This is a genomic window from Candidatus Sneabacter namystus (assembly GCF_008189685.1).
Lineage (GTDB): Bacteria > Pseudomonadota > Alphaproteobacteria > Rickettsiales > Rickettsiaceae > Sneabacter > Sneabacter namystus.
This window is the reverse complement of record NZ_CP043312.1, coordinates 349,044-370,516: the sequence shown is the minus strand read 5'-3', so window position 1 is coordinate 370,516 and position 21,473 is coordinate 349,044. Positions and strand designations below refer to the sequence as shown.

Below are 21,473 nucleotides of genomic sequence, written 5' to 3'. Positions count from 1 at the left end.
GCACTCTAAAGCTATTGCATCATGATAAGCACTGCAATAGCTTTAGCTTGACAGAAATTTCTCTGCCTCAATTGCTGCCATACAACCAGTTCCAGCAGCCGTTACAGCTTGCCTGAATATCTTATCTTGAACATCTCCGGCTGCAAAAACACCTGGAATATTGGTTTGAGTAGAATTTGCTTTTGTTAATATGTATCCTTCACTATCACAGTTTATTTGCCCTTTCACTAGACTAGTATTCGGACTATGCCCTATTGCAATAAAAATACCTTGAACATTTATTTCTCTTTCATCGCCTGATGTAACATCTGCAATTCTTGCTCCTGTGACAGATTTGCCGTCTCCTATTACCTCTTTTAGAACGCTATTCCATAAAATTCGTACTTTTTTTTCACGAAATAATCTTTCTTGCATTATTTTCTCTGCTCTTAAAGTATTTCTTCTATGAATCAATGTTACAGAACGTACTAATCCGTTTAAATATAAAGCCTCTTCTACCGCTGTATTTCCTCCTCCTACAACAATCACATCTTGATCTTTGAAAAAAAAGCCATCACAAGTGGCACACGATGATACACCAAAACCTAAATATCTTTTCTCTGATTCTAATCCTAACCATTTTGCTTGAGCACCAGTTGTTATAATTATGCTCTGTGCACTATGTTTTTCATCCGTATCATCTATAACTGCAAAAGGTCTTTTATCAACACATATTTTTTTGATATCACGCGCTATAGTTTTAGTTCCAAATCTTTGAGCTTGCTTGATCATGTTAGACATAAGGTCTGGGCCCAAAACGCCATCTATAAAACCTGGATAATTTTCCACATCAGTGGTAATGCTTAACTGTCCTCCTTCTTGTCTACCCAAAAACATTAGCGGTTCCAATCCAAATCTTGCACAATACAAGGCAGCAGTACAACCAGCAGGACCTGAGCCAATAATTAAGACTTTTTGTTCCATATACAATAAAAACATTAATATTAAAAGATAGAACCACCTGATTCTTAACTGACAGAAATAATCCAAGACAATACTGTATCTATAAGCTCACCAGAAATAAATGCAGGAGCATGACCAGCACCTTGTACACAGTACGTTTTCATATCTGGTCTATCTTGAAGCATACGTAATTCGATTGCTTCAGTAACCATAGCAGAATCTGATCCTCTAATTAAATGTACAGGGCAAATAACTTTACGCCACCATCTACGCAAAGAAATATTACTACCTGTACCTGTGACATAATCTTTCACTATACAAGGGTCATATAACAGCTTATATTGATTATTCTCATCTCGGTATACAGTATGCTGAGCACAATGTTCCCAATGTTGCTCTTCTTTAATTCCATAACCACTGTATGCCATTTTACAATAACTTATAACGTCTTCAAAAGAATTAAAGCTAGGATCTAAAGCAGCATACTTTCTCATTTTTTTAACATCAGAAGCTGCTATTGATATACCTATATCATTTAAAGTAAGACTTTTTATCTTACTAGGGAACAAAGCAGCTATCACCATACCAATTATCCCTCCCATAGATGTACCAATCCAATGCACTTTCTTAAGTTTAAGCAAAGAAAGCAACCTTATACTATCTTGTACATAAGAGTGATAATTGTAGCATTGCTTTTTTTCAAACCACTGACTATGCCCTCTACCCACAACGTCAAAAGCAACAACTTTAAAAAATCTGCTTAAAACACGAGCTATATAATCAAAATCATGAGAATTTCTTAAGGATCCATGAAGACAAACTACAGCATTAACATGATCTTCCCCCCACATCTGGTAATGAATTTGATGCTTTGGAACAATCTGTAGCTTACTCCAATTAAAATATGTTGGGATGGTAATATTACCTTTTGAGCTTTCCAAAACCTTGAATACTATTTTTCTCTATAAAATTCAACTGAGTAATGGCAAACATTATAAATGTCGTTGTAATACCAAAAATTTTAAAATTCACCCAAGCATTCTCACTCATTAATCTCCATGATACCTCATTAAGAATAGCTAAAAAAATGCAGTAATATACTATCCGCAGAGAAAGAGTTTTCCAGTGTTTTTCTTGCATATGAATTTTATGACCCATGACATCCTTAACAAAAAATTTGTTAAACATAACACCGATATAAGTCACAAAACCAAAAAGTGCGAAAACAATAGTAGGCTTCATTTTTACATATTTGGTATTACCAGTAGCTAACATAATGCTACCAGCAACCCACAATATACCTCCAGAAATAAGCATCGGAAGAGATATTTTTTTCGTAAAAACGTATTTAAGTAAACAACAAAGAGCAGTCGTAATCATTATCCAAATTGTTGCCAATCTAAGATCTGACTTCGATAATTTGTATGTTGCGAAAAAGGCTATAAGAGGGCCAAATTCCAACAAAAATTCTAAGTTAAATATCAAAAATAACCTATTCATAATAGGCAAGAAAATTTAGTTAAAAAGTCAAACAACAAAAACAAAACACAAGCTAATTAAGAATTCAAACTCATGTCAACACTTTTTACTTTGACAGGCATAACAACAAAAACACTATCTTTACAAGCAGAATCGGTAATAACTACAGGGGCAACAGAACTACCAAATAACAGATCAACACTAGATTTACCAAGCACCCTTAATACATCAAGTAAATACTTGGGACTAAAACCTATAATCAAATCTTCACCTTGATAGCTTGCCTGAGTGTCACTAAAACTTATAACCTCCTTCGCAAAAGTATAAGAATGTCCGTAGGCGCTTATCTCAACTTGTCTTGCTGTTATATCAAACTTTACCGTTCTAAGCTTATCCAAAGCGTTACTCGTTACCGTTGATACTCTAGAAATTGCATCAGACAGATACTCAGAACCTATGGTGAGTGTATTACTATTATTGTCAGGTATCAACCCCTCATAATCTGGAAATTTACTATCTACTAATTTAGAAACTATCCAAGTATTTGAACTCTCCAAAGATACTAACCTTTCTCCTACACAAAATTTTAAATTTTCCGAAACGGAAGCTTTAGCGAAACGTAAAAACTCCTCCGTTGATTTTTTAGGTAAAATAATTTCAAAAGGATCACATGCCTTCTTTATACGTAGTATAGATGTAGACAATCTATGACAGTCAGTTGAAGCGGCCCTTAAAATATTTTTATTACCTTCTTCTATCTTAATACATACACCATTTAAGCTATACCTTGTCTCTTCAGATGAAATAGAAAAGGACGTACTTTCCAAAAGTTTGGATAATTCATAAGAAGATATCTCAAACTCAATTTTTTCATTTATGTTATCAAAGCTGGGGAACTGATTTACAGGAAATGTCGATAAAGTAAATTGGCAATTACGCCCCTGTACTCTTACTTGCTCTGTTTCATGCAAACTTTCAATTATAACCTCTTCATCCTGAATTTTTCTCAAGATATCATGTAGCATCCTAGCAGATATAATTGCGGATCCATCTCTTCTAACTTTCACGTCTATAGATTTAGACATAAATATATCCATATCAGTTGCACACAATTTGGCACAACCATCACAAACCTGAATCAATAGACCAGACAAAACAGGTTTTATATTAGCTTTCTCTACAATCGAAAGAAGACTTCCTATACCAGTAGCAAATTTTTTTGTATCAGCAACTATCTTCATTAAAACACCAATTATATTTCGACAACACAACCATTAACGTAGTTGTACTAAGCTTTTACATTACGAGTCAAAGTTTCCACCTCTTTAGCAAACTCTACATCACTTTTACATAACGCTTCAATCTTTCTTATAGCATGCATAACCGTAGTGTGATCTTTATTACCAAATTGTTTACCTATCTCTGCTAGGCTTTTTGGTGTGAGTAATTTACACAAATACATAGCAATTTGTCTGGGGCGCGAAACACTTCTAGCCCTTACACTAGATGTCATATCAGAAAAACTCACAGCATAATGGCCTGCAACTTTTTTTTGTATATCAGGTATCATTACAGATTTTTGAGTGAATTTCAGCAAGTCTTTTAATATAGATTTAGTGTTATCTAAATTAATAGACTTTTTCATTAAATTAGAATGGGCAACCACTTTATTCAATGCTCCTTCTAACTCTCTTACATTAGATGTTACACTATTTGCAAGAAATTCCACAACATCTGAAGGCACATGCACTCTCATCTGCTCTATTTTAGATTCCAGTATACCTATACGTAACTCATAAGTAGTACTATGAACATCTGCAACTAACCCCCAACCTAACCTAGATTTTATTCTGTCTTCTACATTGTCAAGATCTGATGGAGATCTATCACACGATATAACGATTTGTCTATGGTTATCAATCAATGTGTTAAAAGTGTGAAAAAACTCTTCTTGCGTACTATCTTTGCCACAAATAAATTGTATGTCATCTATCATGAGAACATCAACAGATCTAAATTGCTCCTTAAAAGACAAAAGACTTTTGTTACGTAACGCGCTAACAAACTGATACATAAATTTTTCTGCTGACAAATAGATAAATCTCCTACCAAAATTATGAGATAACATGTACCAAGCTATAGAGTGCATAAGATGAGTTTTACCAAGCCCTACACCACCATACAAAAATAACGGATTTGATTCTGGTATAGCTTTTTTAGCTTCAGAAATAGCTCTTGAAGCTGAGTAAGCCAATTCATTGGGAGATCCTACCACAAAGTTTTCGAAAGTGAATCGTTTGTCTAAATTTGTAGCAAATGCTCCTGCTTGTATACCGCTACCATAAATGGAATATGGATTACGTACTGAAACAACGCCTTTATTTTCAGCAAGAACAACTTTGAATGACAAATCTTGAACAGAAGAGTCGTAATGCTGCCACAAACTTAGTATTAGATCAAAATAATTTTCTGTAATCCATTCTTTCATAAATTGAGATGGCAAACTTAACACCACCTCTCCATTTGCTCTTTTTAAAAAATTTATTTTACTAAACCAGCTTTGGAACAATTTATCGCCATACTGCTGATGCAAATCTCTTTGAATAGTAGACCACAAGACCACGTCCTGCTCGAGGTCTTTCTGTATCATAGACACCCCACAAGTAAAAATTGCATTAAAAAATAAATATAAGAATTTGACAAGAAATTTTTCAATTTCACTAAACTTATAACCTCAATATATCATCAACGCAATGAAAATTGATATCCTTTAATAAATACTATTAATAACAAGCCAATACACGCAATTACTTTAATACCTCTCGTTTACCAGATACATTAGGCATAGACACAACACCTTCTTCTTCCATGCGTTCTATCAAAGATGCAGCTTTGTTATAACCTATATGTAACCTTCTTTGAATGTAACTAATAGACGCTTTATTATCTTTTTTTACGATTGTAACAGCTCTATCATATAAGTCATCTGATACAGCACTAGGTGAATTCTCTACTGAATCAAGGCAGTCAGTAATATCTTGTACATACTCCGGCGTACCAATACCTTTTAAGTAAGTAGCTACAGATTCAATTTCTTGTTCACTAACAAAAGGACCATGAGCTCTGCAGATACCTCCACCAAGTCCAGTAAACAACATATCACCAGCACTAGTAAGTTGTTCTGCACCAGAATCTCCTAATATTGTGCGAGAGTCTATTTTAGATGCTACTTTAAAACTAACTCTGCTAGGGAAATTAGCCTTTATAACACCAGTAATCACATCAACAGAAGGACGTTGAGTTGCCATAATGATGTGTATTCCTGCCGCCCTTGCCATCTGCGCCAATCTTTGTATGCTAATTTCAACATCTCTACCAGCTACTAGCATTAGATCTGCCATTTCATCTACAATTAGAACAATATATGGCAATGCTTCTGCTTCTACCTTAACTGTATCATATTCAGGTTCACCAGATGCATTAAATCCAACGTATAACTTTTTCTCTACAAGACCTTTAGATACTGAACTAATACGACATTTTGCATTAAAACTTTCTACATTTTTCACTCCCAATAGCGACATAATTCTATAGCGCCGTTCCATTTCTTTTACAGCCCATTTTAACGCTGATACAGCTTTCAAAGAATCGGTTACTACAGGAGAAAGTAAGTGTGGAATCCCATCATAAACAGACAATTCCAGCATTTTTGGATCCACCATAATAAACTTACATTGATCAGGGGTATATCTATATAAAAGAGACAAAATGATTGCGTTTAACGATACAGATTTTCCTGAACCTGTAGTGCCAGCCATTAACAAATGTGGCATTTTAGCAAGATCCACCACACATGGATTACCATCTAGAAATTTGCCTAATACTATAGGTAATTTCATACTACCAGTGTCACATTTGCTTGATTCCAAAATTTCTCTTAAACCAAAAGAAGTAGGATGTAAATTAGGTAATTCTATACCTAAAACTTTACGACCTGAGATATTAGATATCCTTGCAGCATTAGCTCCAAGAGATCTTGCTATATCATCTGCTAAGCCTATCACTCTAGCAGATTTTGTCCCAGCCACTGGTTCAAATTCATACAAAGTGGCAATAGGACCCTTAATCACAGAAATAATCTTACCACCAACGCCAAAGTCTTTCAGTACAGCAAGCAATCTGTCTTGACTAACATCTACTTCACCTATACTGATATTACGTTCCTCATGAACATCACTACTTAAAAGAGACAAAGGAGGTAAAAGTGTATTTGTGCTTTCTTTTTTTTCTACAATAACAGATGCTTTCTTGCCCTTGAAAAGGCATATCACATATCTATACAACAAAATTGCACAGCTAAAAATCGTGCCTCTTGTCAAACATAAAGCAAAAAAACCTGATACAAAAGCAACAGCAAATAGAACATAGCTGTGATATTGACACTGTGTGCAATTATTCAAAATAGCTCCGATAACACCCCCTGATAAAGAAGAAAAAAGAGGAAATTTTGTAAAAATTACAGAGAAAGAAAATATCAATATCATACATGCAGGATATCTCAACATAAAATGTGATAGACTAGAGAGTCTTGATATAGAAAGAAAGGCCCAATAACCAGTTATAATAGATAACAAATAAGAAGAATGTCCAAAAGTTTGCATTAACAAATCTGCATAAATTGCTCCAAAGTTACTTAATATGTTAGATACAATGTAACTATTACTTACATTAAGACACTTATCATCAGGACTATAAGTTAGCAAAGCAACTAAAGTAACTAAGCTGAATATGAGTAATGCTAAAGACGAAATAGCAGATCTAAAATTTGAGAAAAATTTCATCATTATACCTTTACATTACAACGATAAATCTTTTACAGTTTTCACAATTTCTCCTATATGTTTCATATAACAAATCTGTAAAGCATCATGTAAAGGACAATTACTTACCACAGTAGAAAATCCCATCTTTTTAGCCTCATTTAACCTTTTTTCCACATTCACGACCTTTTTTACATCTCCAGACAAACTTATTTCACCAAACCATACATACTGCTGAGGTAACGGTATGCAAAGATACGCCGACACAAGAGCAGCAGCAACAGCCATATCCGCAGCAGGTTCAGTAATTTTTAAACCACCTGCCACACTAAGATAGATATCGTAGGAATTTAAATTTACACCACACCTTACAGATAAAACCGCAATTAACATAGACAATCTATTAGTATCCCAACCTATACAAGTTCGCTTAGGAATAGGTAAATTAGAGGAAGCAATTAATACCTGTATCTCAACTAATAAAGGTCTAGACCCTTCTATTCCAACAAAAATACTTGTACCACTTGATAATGAATCAGATTCTGTAAGAAATACTTTTGATGGATTTTTCACCTCCGTAAGTCCAGATTGTTGCATTTCAAATACCCCTATCTCATTTACAGGGCCAAACCTATTTTTTATACTTCGTAAAATACGCAAATGAGAATTTTTTTCTCCTTCAAAATATAAAACTGTATCTACCATATGTTCCAAAATTTTAGGACCTGCGATCTGACCATCCTTTGTAACATGACCGACAAAAAACACTCCTACTCCTGTCTTTTTAGCATAATCAATCATTTTTTGAGCAGAACACCTGACCTGACTAGATGTACCCGCTGCAGAAAGAACTTCACTTGATGATAATGTTTGTACAGAATCTAAGATTAGCAAGCTTAAATTTGGTATTGAATCTGCTGATGCAATGATATTTTCTACACTACTTTCAGCAATAACATGAGCCTTTTTTACCAATTCGCTCACACCAATACGTTTTGCCCTCATCTGCATTTGAGGAACAGATTCTTCTCCTGAGATATAAAGACTTTCATTACCACCCTCTGCCATTTTTAACACTAATTGAAGCAACAAAGTAGATTTACCTATACCAGGATCACCCCCTAATAATATAGTTGCACCCTTGACTAATTTTCCACCCAAAACATAAGACAATTCACTTATAGGAATATCGATACCAAGATCAACGTTTAATAACTTGCCAGAAAATTTCTCTATAGATGAAACTCTGCCATTTGTTACAACATTCCCTTTAGCGACACAATCCTCACTAACACTACCCCATTCATGACATTGAGTACATTGTCCACACCATTTAAAAAACGTAGCAGAGCAATTTTTACACTTATACTGCCCTTTTGTATGCTTCATTTTAATCGCATAAACTACTTAAATTATTTAACAGCGCAAAATTTAAAAAAACTGTGCAATGACCCTTCTCTTAAAAAAAGCGCATCCGATTGGATTTGAACCAACGACCTTTGCCTTCGGAGGGCAACGCTCTATCCAGCTGAGCTACGAATGCATTGGCAGATGGGGTGGGATTCGAACCCACGGTACGTTGCCGCACGGCGGTTTTCAAGACCGCTGCTTTAGTCCACTCAGCCACCCATCCTCAGCAGGATAATACTACTATCAATATTTCTATAAATCAAAGAACAAAACTTAACATAGTATAATACGTTATCTTTATTTACTTTTTAGCATAGACATAAAAGCTTACCTCATTTTACCAACAATACATCGTGATAACACAAGTAACAAAGGACCAGACAACATGATAGACGCATACGTTCCGATCATAATTCCACTAAACACAAGAACACTAAAGCTAAAAATAGAGTGAGAGCCAAACACTATCAAAGACACATTTGCCAATAAAGTCGTTATAGAAGTTAGAAATGTTCTAGATAAAGTTTGATTTATACTAGAATTGATAACTGAGCTGTCGATCTTATTATTGATCTTCATATTAAAAACAATTCTGTCATATATCACTATAGAATCATTAACACAATACCCTATTATTATAAGCAAAGCTGCAACAGTACTTTGATTAAAATCAAGATTAATAGAGCTTGCAACACCCAATGTGATCAGTACATTATGTACCAAAGTAAGAAGTATGCCTATGGCAAAACTCAATTTAAATCTCAGCCACACATATAATGCAACACCAAGAAGAGCAAAAATAATTGCTTTTATCCCAGACTTAATCAAATACGAGTTAATTTGAGGACCCACAAACTCAGAACTGAGATACTTTAAATTATCATTGGGGAAATTTTCTAGTAAAGATTTCTTTATAACCGAAGTTACATCATTAAGTTTACCTTTATTATTTTTTGCAACTTTTATTGTTATATTTTTAGAATGTTCTAAACCAGATGAATATACAGATACATCACCACACTCTAAAGAGATAAGAACTTTCCTCATCTGTACAACATCACAATTTTTACTTGCTGATACTTCTAAAACAGCACCACCAACAAAATCTATTCCAAAATTAAAACCTTTGAGCAAAATAAACAACACACTTAATGCCAGCAATGACAACGAAATCGAGTAAGAAAGAAACGATGAACGAACAAAATCGACGTTTATATCACAAGACATAAAACGCAAAGGATACAACCTCATCACAAAACCATAATTATATGTTATCTCTAAGAAGACAAAATGCTGCCTGACTTAATGCGAAAACCTTTCTTAAATTCTTCAATTGATAAAGGCTTTCTACCCTCTCTTTGCAAAATTAAAGGCTTAAATATTCCCTTCCTAGTTGCTATTTCACAATTGTCATTAATAACAGTTCCTTCCACAAATGATGTGGATACATCTTCATATTGAGCCTTTAAGACTTTTATCTGCATACTATCATAAAAAAAGTATGCACCTGGCCATTTTACGAAAGCTTTTACTTTCCTGCATATTGAAGCAGCATCACAACTCCAATCTATAAGACCATCTGCTTTATTGATTTTACTTGCATAAGAAGGAGAAACATCTAAAGAATCTTGAGCAACAGGGACAAGAGAATCAATTTCATCTAAAGCTTTTAATAAAAGCTTAGGTCCAATATCGACGCAAAAATCGAATAATTCAATATAATCCATATCACCTACATCAAATTCTTCTTTCAACAAAATATCTCCCGTATCTAACCCCTTATCCATCTGCATTATACACACAGCACTTTTTTCATCTCCAGAGAGTATAGTATGTTGCATAGGTGCCGCACCTCTAAATTTTGGTAATGCTGAAGGATGTACATTAATAGCACCGTACTTTTTACTTAAAAGAACATACTCTGGTAATAAAAAACCATATGAACAAACAACGACAACATCTGCCGATGTATCTTCTACGATACTACGCACCTCATCCTTCTTAAAAGATGTAGGCGTGTGAAAAGTGATATTATTCTTCTCGGCTAAAGCCAATATTTTACTTTTTGAAATTTCAAGACCTCTGCCTGAAGGTTTTTCAGGAGAAGTGAAAATACACGAAACATCATGATGAGAAGCAAGAAGAGCCTTGAGAAACATGAAAGCAAAATTGCCACTGCCCATAAAAATAATTTTCATAGCGGAACTTATCGCAATTCACTTTCTTGTACGGGCTTTTGACGATTGTCAGCAACAACATGATCCAACAACAACTTTCCTTCTAAATGATCAAACTCGTGCTGAATAACCCTTGCGAGTATACCAGAAGCATCACAAGTTACTTTTTCACCTGACAATGTAGTATATTCCAATACAACCTCAGATGGCCTCACCATATTCACAACACATTCTGGAATAGACAAACATCCCTCCTGCATAGTGTTAGTATTGTCACCAAATCTCAATATCACAGGATTAATGATACAAATAGGCTCAGAGTTATCTTCTCTTACATCTATCACCATCAACCTCTTAGGTATACCAACTTGTATTGCGGCAAGACCAATACCACCCACACGATGCATTGTGTAAATCATATCATCTACCAAAGGTTTCAAACTATTATCAACACAATCTATCGGAGAAGACTTTTGTCTCAATCGCTCATCTGGCACCTTAACAATTTCCATTAATTTCATATTATATCATCATATAGACATGTTATTCTTACACAGATTTTAACAGCAAAATCAAATTACGTAATCAAATAATAAATACCTTTTGTAGCAGGAAACAAAATTTAAACTTACAGTCTTTATACAGCCAAAAAAAAGGAAAAATAAAACCAATAGAATATTTATCATGAAAATGACGCTTTCCACATGGAATATCAACTCAATAAGGGTAAGACTACCATTAGTATTACAATTCATACAAGAAAGGCAGCCTCACATCCTATTATTACAAGAAATAAAATGTACAAATGATCAATTTCCAAAATCAGAATTTGAAGATCAAGGATACAATGTGGAAGTACATGGAGAAAAATCCTACAACGGAGTAGCCATACTTAGCAAATTTCCAATAGAAAAAGTAGACACAACATTTTCTGGTAATACTTTGGAAGATCAAGCACGATTTTTATCAATAGAAGCAAAATTACCAATAGGATATAGCAATATTATTTCTCTTTATGCGCCAAACGGAGGACAAGTAAATAGCAAAAAATACGATGAAAAATTAAACTTCTTTCAATCTTTAAAAGAATATATAAGTGCTACCTTAAGGTACGATTTATCACTAATAATAGGAGGAGATTTTAACATAGCTGCAGAAAATTTGGATGTATATGATCATGTGCAATGCTCTAACAATATATGCTTTACAATACAAGAACGTCAAAAATTAAGAGCACTGATAAATGCAGGGTTATGCGATTTATACAGAATTAAAAACCCAGATAAACAAGAATGGAGTTGGTGGGATTACAAAGGTAGATTTTTTGACATGGATCATGGAATGAGAATAGATACTATAATGAGCTCATATAATGTAGCACAAAGTCTTAACGATTGTGTAATAGAAAAAGCTTGGAGAAGAAAGAAAAGCACCTCAGATCATGCACCTGTCACTGCTATATTTTCTGATGAAAAATCTTAAAATAAGAAAAAGTGTAGAGAGTAAGTAACAAAACAAAAGATGTTAAAGTAATAGATACAGTTAAAGAAAAACATGTGTAACTAGACACTATGACACCTAAAAAACAGCTTGAAATTGCAATAGCAATAGACACAATCACACTCATATAAGGTCCTTTGCAGACAATATTTGCAGTGGCAGATGGCATAAGCAATAAAGCGGTAGTTAGTAACATTCCAGAAGATTGAATAGAAAAGTTTATTACAAGAGCTAATAAAGTAAAAAATACTATATCCAATAGTCCAACCCTTATACCAGAAATCTTAGCTAAATCTTTACTAAAAGCCATAAGTACCAATTGCCTAAAAAATACATAAACAAAGCACATACTCGCAATTGCTAAACTAAGCCCATAGTACAAATTTGACTTACCAATCAAAGTCATACCACATGTGCAACCAAATACTAAATTTGAAATATCAACCTTACCTTCAAAAATTTGAGACAGGGCTAAAGCCAATGCAACAGAGACGGTCGATACAATATTTGTAGAAACGTACATATTATTAACAACTTTTTTCAGCAGATAGATCCCCCACATCACAAAAACAGATATAACCGCAGATGCAGGTAATACCTTGTTAGCACAATACAAGCTTGCTATCACTACTGACAAAACTCCAGCATGAGATAAACCATCACTCAAGTACGTTGCTTTCTTCCAGAAAGATACAATTCCCAAACAACCAAGTACACATCCCAAAACACAACATTTGACACAAGTCACAAAATCAATGGTCATGCTTGTAGATATTTAACTTTTTAGAATCAAAATTTTTATCTTGTAATTCTCTTTGATCGTAGCAACAAAGGCGCTTGTTCAAACACAAAACCTGATCAGCATAACCTGCCACAACATGTAAATCATGAGACGTAATGAAAATTGACATCTTAGAAGACTTTTTCAGGTCTTGTATTATATCATGCATATCCGCTTGCGATTCAATGTCCAAATCACTGAAAGGTTCATCTAAAATTAGCACATTAGGATCACGCATAATTGCTGCAGCTATAAGCAATTTTTGCAACTGCCCACCTGATAATTCTTTTACCTGATCTGTTAAAAACGCGTGAACTCCCAACTTTTTAACAATACTATAATCAATATCTTGTAAGCCACTTACAAACTTTATAACGCACTCGCTACTCATTGAAATAGAGGTGTTTAGATGAATTCTTTGCGGCAAGTAGCCAAACACAACATCTGAAGCATTAACATAGCCAGACGTAGGCTTTTCTATGCCTAGTACTATTCTAGATAAAGTACTTTTACCAGCTCCATTTGGTCCAATTAGCAAAGACACCTGACCAATTTTCAAAGAAAAAGTCACATCCTCAAGAACCAATTTCCCCCCATATACCTTTTTGATGGAAGAAACATTAGCTATAGATTTCACAAACAAAAGAGAAAACTAGTTTATAAAGTCACAAAAGAAAAAGCTGCAAAAATACCAAAAGGAAAATTTTACACACAAAACGGGAAAGCAGTTAATCCGCAAAGATCCACTTTCTTCTATCCTATTTAGTCACGTGTTCCAATACAGCCTTAAAACATTCAGGCTTATAGTTCGCCATATAAGCGAGGATCTTCCTATCTAGCTCTACGCTAGCTTTTTTTAGACAATCAACAAATTTTGAGTACACTAATCCATCTTGTCTCACAGCGGCATTAAGTTGCTGTATCCACAACCCCCTTAGATCTCTCTTTTTTCTACGTCTATCCTTATAAGCATCTCTTAGAGCATTTTCAACTCTCTGAAGAGCAATTCTGTAGCAAGTGCTAGCTCTTCCTCTATAGCCTTTGGCAAGCTTTAATATCTTCTTATGCTTCTTTTTAGTAACAACACTCGATATAGCCCTTGTCATCGGTACACATTTAAATAAATTTTCAAATAGAGCGTTTTACACTCCAGACATAAAAAATCTTTTCAAGTTTTTCACTTGATTTCCTTCCAAAATAGTTGTTCCCCTCTGATTCCTCAACTGAGATTTTGTTCTTCTACGCATAAAATGCTTCTTATTAGCTTGTGTGGCTTTTATTTTGCCACTAGCAGTAAGATTAAATCTTTTCTTGACAGACGAGCTATTTTTTAATTTAGGCATCATTCCTCATATAAACCAAACATCACACAGCGTGGATTGTATCATCAAATATTCTAAAAGCAAAGCAAAACAAGATATAACTATACCCTGTTAATCTTGTATAACCTCCTTAATACTAATTCCAACTTTACTTCCAACGACAACTACTTCACCCTTTGCAAACAATTTACCATTTATATGTAACTCAGCAAAATCACTAACATCTCTGTCTAACTGTATCACTTCTCCTGGATTCAACTCTAACAAATCCTTTAACTCCATCTCTGTATGACCTAGCACAACCGAGATGCGCACCAACATATCAGAAAACGCCCCTAATGAGACAGCATCACTTTTCTTATTCATATATAAAACTATTTACTCTAGATCTCTATTTTTCACTCCTTCCATAACCACATCATACACTTTTTTCATAATATCTTCTCTGTCATACTCAAAAACAGTACCAGAACATAATACCTTACAAAAATCCTCCTGCACAGCATCAACACCAATGCAAGTTATACTACCACCCATCTCTTCATCACTAAGAGACACATTTTTAATTATTTGCTTACACAAATCTAACCTTTTTTTACATACCTGTATCTCAATATTACCTATCTTATGTACAAGACGTACCCTAGACAAAATATCAAGTACAATTTTTTCAAAATTGCTAGGTAAAACAGCATATAACACATTCGCAATAGTGCACAACAATCTTACATTTGCAGCATGCAACTCTTCAAAAAAATCATCTGGCAAAGAAACAGACTGTAATGCCTTAGATAAATTTTGCAAAATAGCATCTTGCAGTCTCAATTCTTCTTCTTGTGCCTTAAATTTTTCTAATGCATCACTATGACCTTGATCGTAGGCCTCTTGCACAGCATTTTCCACCTGAATTTCTGCTTCCTTGCCAGACTTTGATAAAAGAGACTTAAAATTTGGCAAAGGCAATTTAGAATAAGTCATACAAAGCACAAGAAGAGAAAATAGCGTATAGGTGCATTATATATAATCCTCATCATCTTGACCACAAGCCCTCACTACACCTTCTTTAATTAAACCTTGAGCTACTACAGATATTCTTTTCTGAGCATCACGTACATCAGAAATTCTAACCTTCCCAATAGTCTCCCACTCTTCTTTGATAACTGAAATAAAACGACTAGGTAAATTATCAAAAAACAAGTTTTTTAATTGCTCTGAAGCACTTTTTAAGGCCAAAACCAGATCTTTCTGATCAATGTTCTTGACAACTTTTACCACATCACTGGGTTCTAAAGAAATCAGGTCTTCAAACGTAAACATCAAATCTTTAATTTCCTTAGCCAATTCTGCATCGTGAGTATCTAGTATAGAAATATATCTTTCCTTTTCATCAGAAGCCATAGATCTTAGAACCTTAGCTAAATGTCTTGAAACACTTTCTCTTTTTGGAGATTTTTTGTCTTGACCTTGGAACATTATACCGCTAAGCAGTTCTACCTTTAAACATTTTTCTATTTGCGCTGCTATATCAACAGGAACATCACTCATGTTAACCATCCTAACCATCAAACTAGCTGCCAAATTAGAATCCATAGATTCTAATACTTTAGCCATATAATTAGGGGACAATTTAGATAATACAAAAGTAATAGTCTGTGGATGCTCTTCTGCAATATACTTCGCAAAAGCATTAGCATCAAGAATCTCAATAGCACTCCAAACATCGCCATGAACTTTTGTTAATACAGTCTCTATCTCGTTTGATGTTAAAAATGTTCCTAGCAGATCAGATATTACTTTCTTTCCTCCTAAAACTGATTTGTCCTTAGAAAAATTATTTAAAAATTCATCTGAAACTAAAGATACTGTCTCATTGCTGATTTCTCCAAGGTCATAAATAGCTTCAGTAACTTTAATTACCTCATCTTCGTCAAATTGAGCAATTAAAGAAGAGGCATCACTTTTACTTAAACTAAGTAACACGATAGCTGCCTTTTCCTTGCCCGTTAAATGTTCGTAAGACATAAATTACTCTTGTAACCAGCGTTTAATAGTAGAGAGAAATCTTTCTTTATCAGTGGTAAGAGCATCTTTCAATGCTTCATCTTTTGGATTGCGTATATGACGTTCATCACCCAATTGAACATTATCTACGACATTTTTAACATTTATATGTTGTAGATCTTGATACTGTGCAGAAGACGTAATTTTAATAAGCCAAGGTTTAATGACCCAAAATACAGAAGCCAAAAATGCTATTAACAAAGACAAAATACCTACAAACAATACGACATTTCTTTCTTTCCACCAAGCACTAATAGATTTCTCTTCCGATTCGTTATTATAGTCTTCCTTAAAAAAGGGCATATGTATCACTCTAACATTATCTTCTCTTGATTCTTTATATCCAACAGCAGATTTAACTAATTCTTCTATTTTATCTATATCCTCCTGAGATCTTGGAGAAAATGTATTAGAAGTTTTATCATATAAATCATTTACTAAAACAGATACAGAAATACGTTTTATAGTACCTACCTCTCCTATAATATTTTTTGTAGTTTTGGAGATCTCGTAGTTTACTACATCTTCTCTTCTCTCCACTGTAGAATATTGTGTTCCTGATGCAGAATCATTCACATTATCTGGCATATTTTCAGCAACAGAAACATCTCCACCATCATTATCACCAACGGGCGTACGTTCTTGTTCTTCTTTTACATGACTTGAACGTACAGCTGTCTTGTCGGGATCATATTCTTCAGAACTAGTAACTATTCTGTCAAAATCCATATCAACACTAACACGCACATCGCAATTATCTCTACCAACAACTTTAACAAGTAAAGCTTCTATCTTTGCTCTTAATCTTTTCTCATAATCTGTGCTACGTTGCGCAGAAGAACCAATTAATAAAGTATCTTCATCATTACCAGACTGCAGAATATTACCAGCAGTGTCCACTATGGTAACGTCTTTTTCTTGTAAATCACCTACAGATTTTGCAACAAGATGACTAATTGCTTTTACCTCTATAGGACTAAGCGATGCATTTTTAGCCAAAGAAAGCATAACAGAGGCAGTAGCTTTCTTTTGTTCTTGAGAAAATAATTCTTTTTGAGGAATAGCCAAATGTACTCTCGCCTTAAGGACGCGATCAAATGACTGAATAGTACGAACCAATTCTCCTTGCAATGCCCTAACATTTTTTATATTTTGCATAAAGTTAGTGGTACCGATTGATTCTCCGGTATCGAATATCTCATACCCCTTCACATCTGCACACGGCAAACCATCTTTTGCCAATTGAGCTCTAGCTTTATACACATCTCGCTTTGGTACTTTTATGACTTTACCGCTCTGGTCATTACTTACAATATCGTGTGCAACACCGTATTCAGAAAGCTTCTGAGAAATAGCTGCAACATCCCCCTTATCTAATTCATGATACAAAACAACCATATCATCGTCCTTGTACAACTTGTACACTCCATAAGCGCTCAACAGCAGACCAAAAACAACGGCAGCTACTATAAATAAACCTTTTGTATTAGTCCTGAATTTTTCTATAAATTCGTTTAATATATTCGTTACCACAGGTAGATTTAAATTAAATTTTCAACTTCAGTTCACTAAGACACACAATGCATGATATTCTAAACTATACATGCTCTACGTACAACATAAGCAATATCAAATACTTTAAGCTATTAATCTCATTAGTTTAATGACAAAAGCACTGTTCAATTTTATAATCTACTTTATATTGAGTTTCTCAGCAGAGTCAGAAAATGAACGAAAGCAAAACTACTAGATTAGCCAACATATTAGGAGAACAAATAGGCATTGTATCAGAAAATCCACTACAATATATTTCAATATCGCTTATCTCCCCAAATCCAGATCAGCCAAGAAAGATTTTTTCAGAAGAACAAATCAAAGAATTGGCTCAGTCTATAAAGCAATATGGGGTTCTTCAGCCAATCATTGTGCATAAAGAAAAAGAAGATGTTTATACAATCATAGCAGGAGAAAGAAGGTGGAGAGCTTGCAAAATAGCAGGTGTAAAAACTATACCAGCAATAGTAAAAAGTGACTGTGCAAATAGAGATTTGGATTCCATAGCACTTATAGAAAATATACAAAGACAAAACTTAAAAACAACTGAAGAAGCCAAAAGTTATGCTAGCTTAATGGAAAAGTATGGATATACACAAGAACAATTAAGTTACATAGTAGGTAAAAGTAGAAGCCATATAGCAAATGTTTTACGTATTTCAAATTTATCCTCTAAAGTAAAAGAACATTTAGATAAAAAGGAAATATCCTTAGGACATGCAAAGGCAATAGCAGGTAGAAAAGATTCAGATGATCTCGTACAAGAAATAATCCAAAAAAAGCTATCGGTAAGAGAAACAGAGGCACTTGTCGGAAATAAAAAAGCATCAGAAAAGAAAGCAGGGCAAAAACATGCAGACAACAACAGTGATCAAAAGGTAAACGAAGAGAAGGAAAAAGAAAATATAGAATACATGCTGAAAAGCAAAATTGGCTTAAAAGCAGAACTTGATGTGAAAAATAAAACCGTTACCTTCCATTACCACAATCTAGACGAATTGGATCTATTATTAGCAAAAATAGACACCTTAGGAAGTGATTAAATCTGATATCATTTTTCATCACACATTCACCCTACAGCTTTCAAACACTCGGCTTTCTAATATCTTATCCTCAAATTTGTCACACAAGTGAAAATCTAAAACAAAATCATGCGCACTATGACGCATTAGTATTTCTTTTACATATCCCACATTACGCTTTAAAGCATCAAAATACGATTTGCTTTTTATAAAAATAGATAGGCGAGGATTGCAATTGTCTTCGGAAAAAAACACAGCAAATGCAGGAAATGTCAAAACATTAGCAGGCTTATCAAAAATCACTCGATTAAAATTACTGAATCTCAAATTATCAAAACAATCATATAGATAACGTGCCAAGACTTTCGTAACCTCTTGTTCTTTTTTTATATCAGAAAGGTAACAAGCTAACAAATGTGATAAATCTTGCACATAATCAATCCATTTCTCTTGTATCGCAAAGGAGGCATTTCTCATAACATTATAAGATCGAAAAAGAGTATCAGAAGATATTTGACAATCACCTTTTCTAGAGAAATTATTCGACCCTTCTGCCTTATAATTATAGTGGCTATTGCGTCTAACCGCATTTTGTAAAGCCCTAGTAAACATCTTGCAATCAGAACCCTTACCATCATACTTATTCGTATTTTGGCTTAAAGGCGTACTACAACTTACATCAGAAAAAAATTTAACAGACATCTAAAAAGACAACATATGTAACTTAAACGTTAAGCAAAGACTTACTTATTATAGTTTTTGCCTCCTCAGCCCCATACCACTTACCAACTTTAACCCACTTACCTGAATCTAAATCTTTGTAACATTCAAAAAAATGTTGAATCGAACTTTTCATGTGGCAAGACATCTGGGTAATATCTTCTATATTGGAAGAGGCCAAATCAACTTTTTTATCAGGAACAGCAATAATTTTCTCATCTTGCCCGGCTTCGTCTTCCATAGCAAGAACGCCTATAGGTCTACTTTTTATTACAGTGTTTGGTAACAAAACTTGTTCTATAACGAGTAAAACGTCTAAAGGGTCACCATCACCGCCTAATGTTCCAGGAATATATCCATAATTAAAAGGATATACCATAGACACATTAAGAAAACGATCTACCCTAACTCTCTGCTGCTCCTTGTCATATTCATACTTAATCGCAGAACCTTTGGGAATTTCAATTACAACGTCAAATACATCAGACATTTTATTGGAACACCTAAAATGATTAATTATTAGTCCTGAAATCTTCCTTAACTCTAGACGCCTTTCCTACTCTTTGTCTCAAGTAATATAGCTTAGCTCTTCTGACAATTCCTCTTTTGGTCACCTTTACATCTTTAACTAAAGGAGAATAAAAAGGAAATAAGCGTTCAACAGAACTTGCACCGTTACCTCTACGAACCAAAAAAGAAGCAGCTATACCTTTGTTGTAAATCGCTATTACAATACCAGCAAAAACCTGCACTCTTTCTACCATACCATCTACAACTCTTACAGAAACTTGAACAGTATCTCCAACACGAAATTTATCAAACTTTTGACCAGCTTTAGCCTTTTCTATTTGTTCACTTTCTATTTGCTGCAATATATTGACCATTTTAACTACATACGTACTATAATTAACTAACTAACGAACGTGCATATAAGAAAACATCATTCCTCTATTAAATCAGGCCTTGAATTCAAAGTAGATTGAAAGGAAGCCGACATTTTCCACTTTTCCACCTCCATTTTATCTCCAGATATCAAAACATCTGGCACGCTTCTACCAGCCCAAACAACAGGCCTAGTATATAAGGGATGCTCCAACATACCAGAAAAGCCCTCACTAAACGACTCATTTTTCCGATTAGCATACTTAGGCAGAGCACCAGGTAGCAAACGCACACAACACTCAAGAAAAACCATAGCAGCCAACTCACCACCCGCTAAGATAAAATCTCCAATGCTGATACGTTCCACATTGTACTCTTGCAACACTCTCTCGTCAACGCCCTCAAATCTTCCACAAATCAGCATAATACAACCAGTTTCCAATGATGTCTTAGCAATGGATTGATTCAACTTTTTACCTTTTGGAGAAAAATATATAATTTTCTCAACATTGTTTTTATGCGCATCGATAGCTTTACCTAAAACATCTGGTCTTATCACCATTCCGCCTAAGCCACCATAATGCACATCATCAACTTTTTTTCGTTTTCCTATACCAAATTTCCTAATATCTATTACCTCATAAGACCATAATTGCTTATTTAAAGCATTTTTCATTATAGAAATTCCTAACGGGCCAGGAAATATCTCAGGAAATATAGATAAAATCTTGACATGAAAATTTGACCTGTGCATCTTGCAACTTGTATCATTAAAAAAAGTTCAGTGTACACACAAAACTAGC

The 21,473-nt window shown here is 34.3% G+C and carries 23 protein-coding genes, 2 tRNA genes and 1 pseudogene; 2 read left to right on the top strand and 24 right to left on the bottom strand.

Annotation, left to right across the window (positions count from 1 at the left end):
* Positions 1-42: 42 nt before the first annotated feature.
* From trxB to def, 12 genes and pseudogenes are all read right to left on the bottom strand, one after another.
* The gene (trxB, locus tag FZC37_RS01745; protein ID WP_216363379.1) at positions 43-969 is read right to left on the bottom strand and encodes a thioredoxin-disulfide reductase; all 927 of its coding nucleotides are present in this window, start codon (positions 967-969) and stop codon (positions 43-45) included.
* Positions 970-1,007: 38 nt separating this feature from the next.
* Positions 1,008-1,883, bottom strand: a complete 876-nt coding sequence (locus FZC37_RS01740; protein WP_148952011.1) for an alpha/beta fold hydrolase — start codon at positions 1,881-1,883, stop codon at positions 1,008-1,010.
* Positions 1,864-2,442 (bottom strand): inner membrane-spanning protein YciB, encoded by a 579-nt coding sequence (locus tag FZC37_RS01735; RefSeq protein WP_148952010.1) that lies wholly within the window; start codon positions 2,440-2,442, stop codon positions 1,864-1,866. Before FZC37_RS01735 ends, FZC37_RS01740 begins: the two co-directional genes overlap by 20 nt.
* Before the next feature lie 56 nt (positions 2,443-2,498).
* On the bottom strand, positions 2,499-3,662 hold the full coding sequence (gene dnaN, locus FZC37_RS01730) for a DNA polymerase III subunit beta (RefSeq protein WP_148952009.1): 1,164 nt from the start codon (positions 3,660-3,662) through the stop codon (positions 2,499-2,501).
* Between the two features lie 47 nt (positions 3,663-3,709).
* Positions 3,710-5,071, bottom strand: a complete 1,362-nt coding sequence (dnaA, locus tag FZC37_RS01725) for a chromosomal replication initiator protein DnaA (protein ID WP_148952008.1) — start codon at positions 5,069-5,071, stop codon at positions 3,710-3,712.
* A 157-nt stretch (positions 5,072-5,228) separates the two neighbouring features.
* Positions 5,229-7,220, bottom strand: a pseudogene (locus tag FZC37_RS01720) (FtsK/SpoIIIE family DNA translocase); the annotation flags it as partial.
* A 57-nt stretch (positions 7,221-7,277) separates the two neighbouring features.
* Positions 7,278-8,630 carry a DNA repair protein RadA gene (radA, locus tag FZC37_RS01715; protein ID WP_148952006.1) on the bottom strand — a complete coding sequence of 451 codons (1,353 nt, stop codon included), beginning with the start codon at positions 8,628-8,630 and terminating at the stop codon, positions 7,278-7,280.
* Between the two features lie 80 nt (positions 8,631-8,710).
* Positions 8,711-8,784, bottom strand: a tRNA-Arg gene (locus tag FZC37_RS01710).
* A gap of 2 nt (positions 8,785-8,786) precedes the next feature.
* Positions 8,787-8,874: transfer RNA gene (locus FZC37_RS01705), tRNA-Ser, on the bottom strand.
* A 104-nt stretch (positions 8,875-8,978) separates the two neighbouring features.
* The gene (gene secF / locus FZC37_RS01700) at positions 8,979-9,878 is read right to left on the bottom strand and encodes a protein translocase subunit SecF (RefSeq protein ID WP_172619333.1); all 900 of its coding nucleotides are present in this window, start codon (positions 9,876-9,878) and stop codon (positions 8,979-8,981) included.
* Positions 9,879-9,928: 50 nt separating this feature from the next.
* Positions 9,929-10,849 carry a methionyl-tRNA formyltransferase gene (gene fmt / locus FZC37_RS01695; RefSeq protein WP_148952004.1) on the bottom strand — a complete coding sequence of 307 codons (921 nt, stop codon included), beginning with the start codon at positions 10,847-10,849 and terminating at the stop codon, positions 9,929-9,931.
* Between the two features lie 8 nt (positions 10,850-10,857).
* The gene (gene def, locus FZC37_RS01690; RefSeq protein WP_148952003.1) at positions 10,858-11,349 is read right to left on the bottom strand and encodes a peptide deformylase; all 492 of its coding nucleotides are present in this window, start codon (positions 11,347-11,349) and stop codon (positions 10,858-10,860) included.
* A gap of 169 nt (positions 11,350-11,518) precedes the next feature.
* On the opposite strand from def, the gene xth reads away from it, so the two are divergent.
* On the top strand, positions 11,519-12,310 hold the full coding sequence (gene xth / locus FZC37_RS01685; RefSeq protein WP_148952002.1) for an exodeoxyribonuclease III: 792 nt from the start codon (positions 11,519-11,521) through the stop codon (positions 12,308-12,310).
* Here the strand turns inward: xth and FZC37_RS01680 are convergent.
* The 8 genes from FZC37_RS01680 to fliF form a co-directional block, all read right to left on the bottom strand.
* Complete coding sequence (locus tag FZC37_RS01680) at positions 12,285-13,091, bottom strand: metal ABC transporter permease (protein WP_148952001.1); 807 nt, start codon at positions 13,089-13,091, stop codon at positions 12,285-12,287. The two genes, xth and FZC37_RS01680, sit on opposite strands and share 26 nt — an antisense overlap.
* Entirely contained in the window at positions 13,081-13,746 is a 666-nt protein-coding gene (locus FZC37_RS01675; protein WP_172619332.1) for a metal ABC transporter ATP-binding protein, read from the bottom strand. The genes FZC37_RS01680 and FZC37_RS01675 overlap by 11 nt, the downstream gene beginning before the upstream one ends.
* Positions 13,747-13,867: 121 nt before the next feature.
* Complete coding sequence (rplT, locus tag FZC37_RS01670; protein WP_148951999.1) at positions 13,868-14,215, bottom strand: 50S ribosomal protein L20; 348 nt, start codon at positions 14,213-14,215, stop codon at positions 13,868-13,870.
* A 36-nt stretch (positions 14,216-14,251) separates the two neighbouring features.
* Positions 14,252-14,452: a 50S ribosomal protein L35 gene (rpmI, locus tag FZC37_RS01665; protein WP_148952244.1), complete on the bottom strand. Its 201-nt coding sequence runs from the start codon at positions 14,450-14,452 to the stop codon at positions 14,252-14,254.
* A gap of 90 nt (positions 14,453-14,542) precedes the next feature.
* Positions 14,543-14,797: a FliM/FliN family flagellar motor switch protein gene (locus FZC37_RS01660; protein WP_148951998.1), complete on the bottom strand. Its 255-nt coding sequence runs from the start codon at positions 14,795-14,797 to the stop codon at positions 14,543-14,545.
* A 12-nt stretch (positions 14,798-14,809) separates the two neighbouring features.
* Positions 14,810-15,409: a FliH/SctL family protein gene (locus FZC37_RS01655; RefSeq protein WP_148951997.1), complete on the bottom strand. Its 600-nt coding sequence runs from the start codon at positions 15,407-15,409 to the stop codon at positions 14,810-14,812.
* 36 nt (positions 15,410-15,445) lie between these two features.
* Positions 15,446-16,453: a flagellar motor switch protein FliG gene (locus FZC37_RS01650; RefSeq protein ID WP_148951996.1), complete on the bottom strand. Its 1,008-nt coding sequence runs from the start codon at positions 16,451-16,453 to the stop codon at positions 15,446-15,448.
* Between the two features lie 3 nt (positions 16,454-16,456).
* On the bottom strand, positions 16,457-18,025 hold the full coding sequence (gene fliF / locus FZC37_RS01645; protein ID WP_148951995.1) for a flagellar basal-body MS-ring/collar protein FliF: 1,569 nt from the start codon (positions 18,023-18,025) through the stop codon (positions 16,457-16,459).
* A gap of 194 nt (positions 18,026-18,219) precedes the next feature.
* On the opposite strand from fliF, the gene FZC37_RS01640 reads away from it, so the two are divergent.
* Complete coding sequence (locus FZC37_RS01640) at positions 18,220-19,089, top strand: ParB/RepB/Spo0J family partition protein (RefSeq protein ID WP_148951994.1); 870 nt, start codon at positions 18,220-18,222, stop codon at positions 19,087-19,089.
* Between the two features lie 18 nt (positions 19,090-19,107).
* On the opposite strand, the gene FZC37_RS01635 is transcribed toward FZC37_RS01640, so the two are convergent.
* The 4 genes from FZC37_RS01635 to trmD are packed head-to-tail and all read right to left on the bottom strand — an operon-like array spanning position 19,108 to position 21,424.
* Entirely contained in the window at positions 19,108-19,770 is a 663-nt protein-coding gene (locus FZC37_RS01635) for a hypothetical protein (protein ID WP_148951993.1), read from the bottom strand.
* A gap of 22 nt (positions 19,771-19,792) precedes the next feature.
* Positions 19,793-20,308, bottom strand: coding sequence for an inorganic diphosphatase (gene ppa / locus FZC37_RS01630; RefSeq protein WP_281286404.1), 516 nt, complete (start codon positions 20,306-20,308; stop codon positions 19,793-19,795).
* Entirely contained in the window at positions 20,301-20,672 is a 372-nt protein-coding gene (gene rplS / locus FZC37_RS01625; protein WP_148951991.1) for a 50S ribosomal protein L19, read from the bottom strand. The genes ppa and rplS overlap by 8 nt, the downstream gene beginning before the upstream one ends.
* A 56-nt stretch (positions 20,673-20,728) precedes the next feature.
* Positions 20,729-21,424 carry a tRNA (guanosine(37)-N1)-methyltransferase TrmD gene (gene trmD, locus FZC37_RS01620; protein WP_148951990.1) on the bottom strand — a complete coding sequence of 232 codons (696 nt, stop codon included), beginning with the start codon at positions 21,422-21,424 and terminating at the stop codon, positions 20,729-20,731.
* Positions 21,425-21,473: the final 49 nt, after the last annotated feature.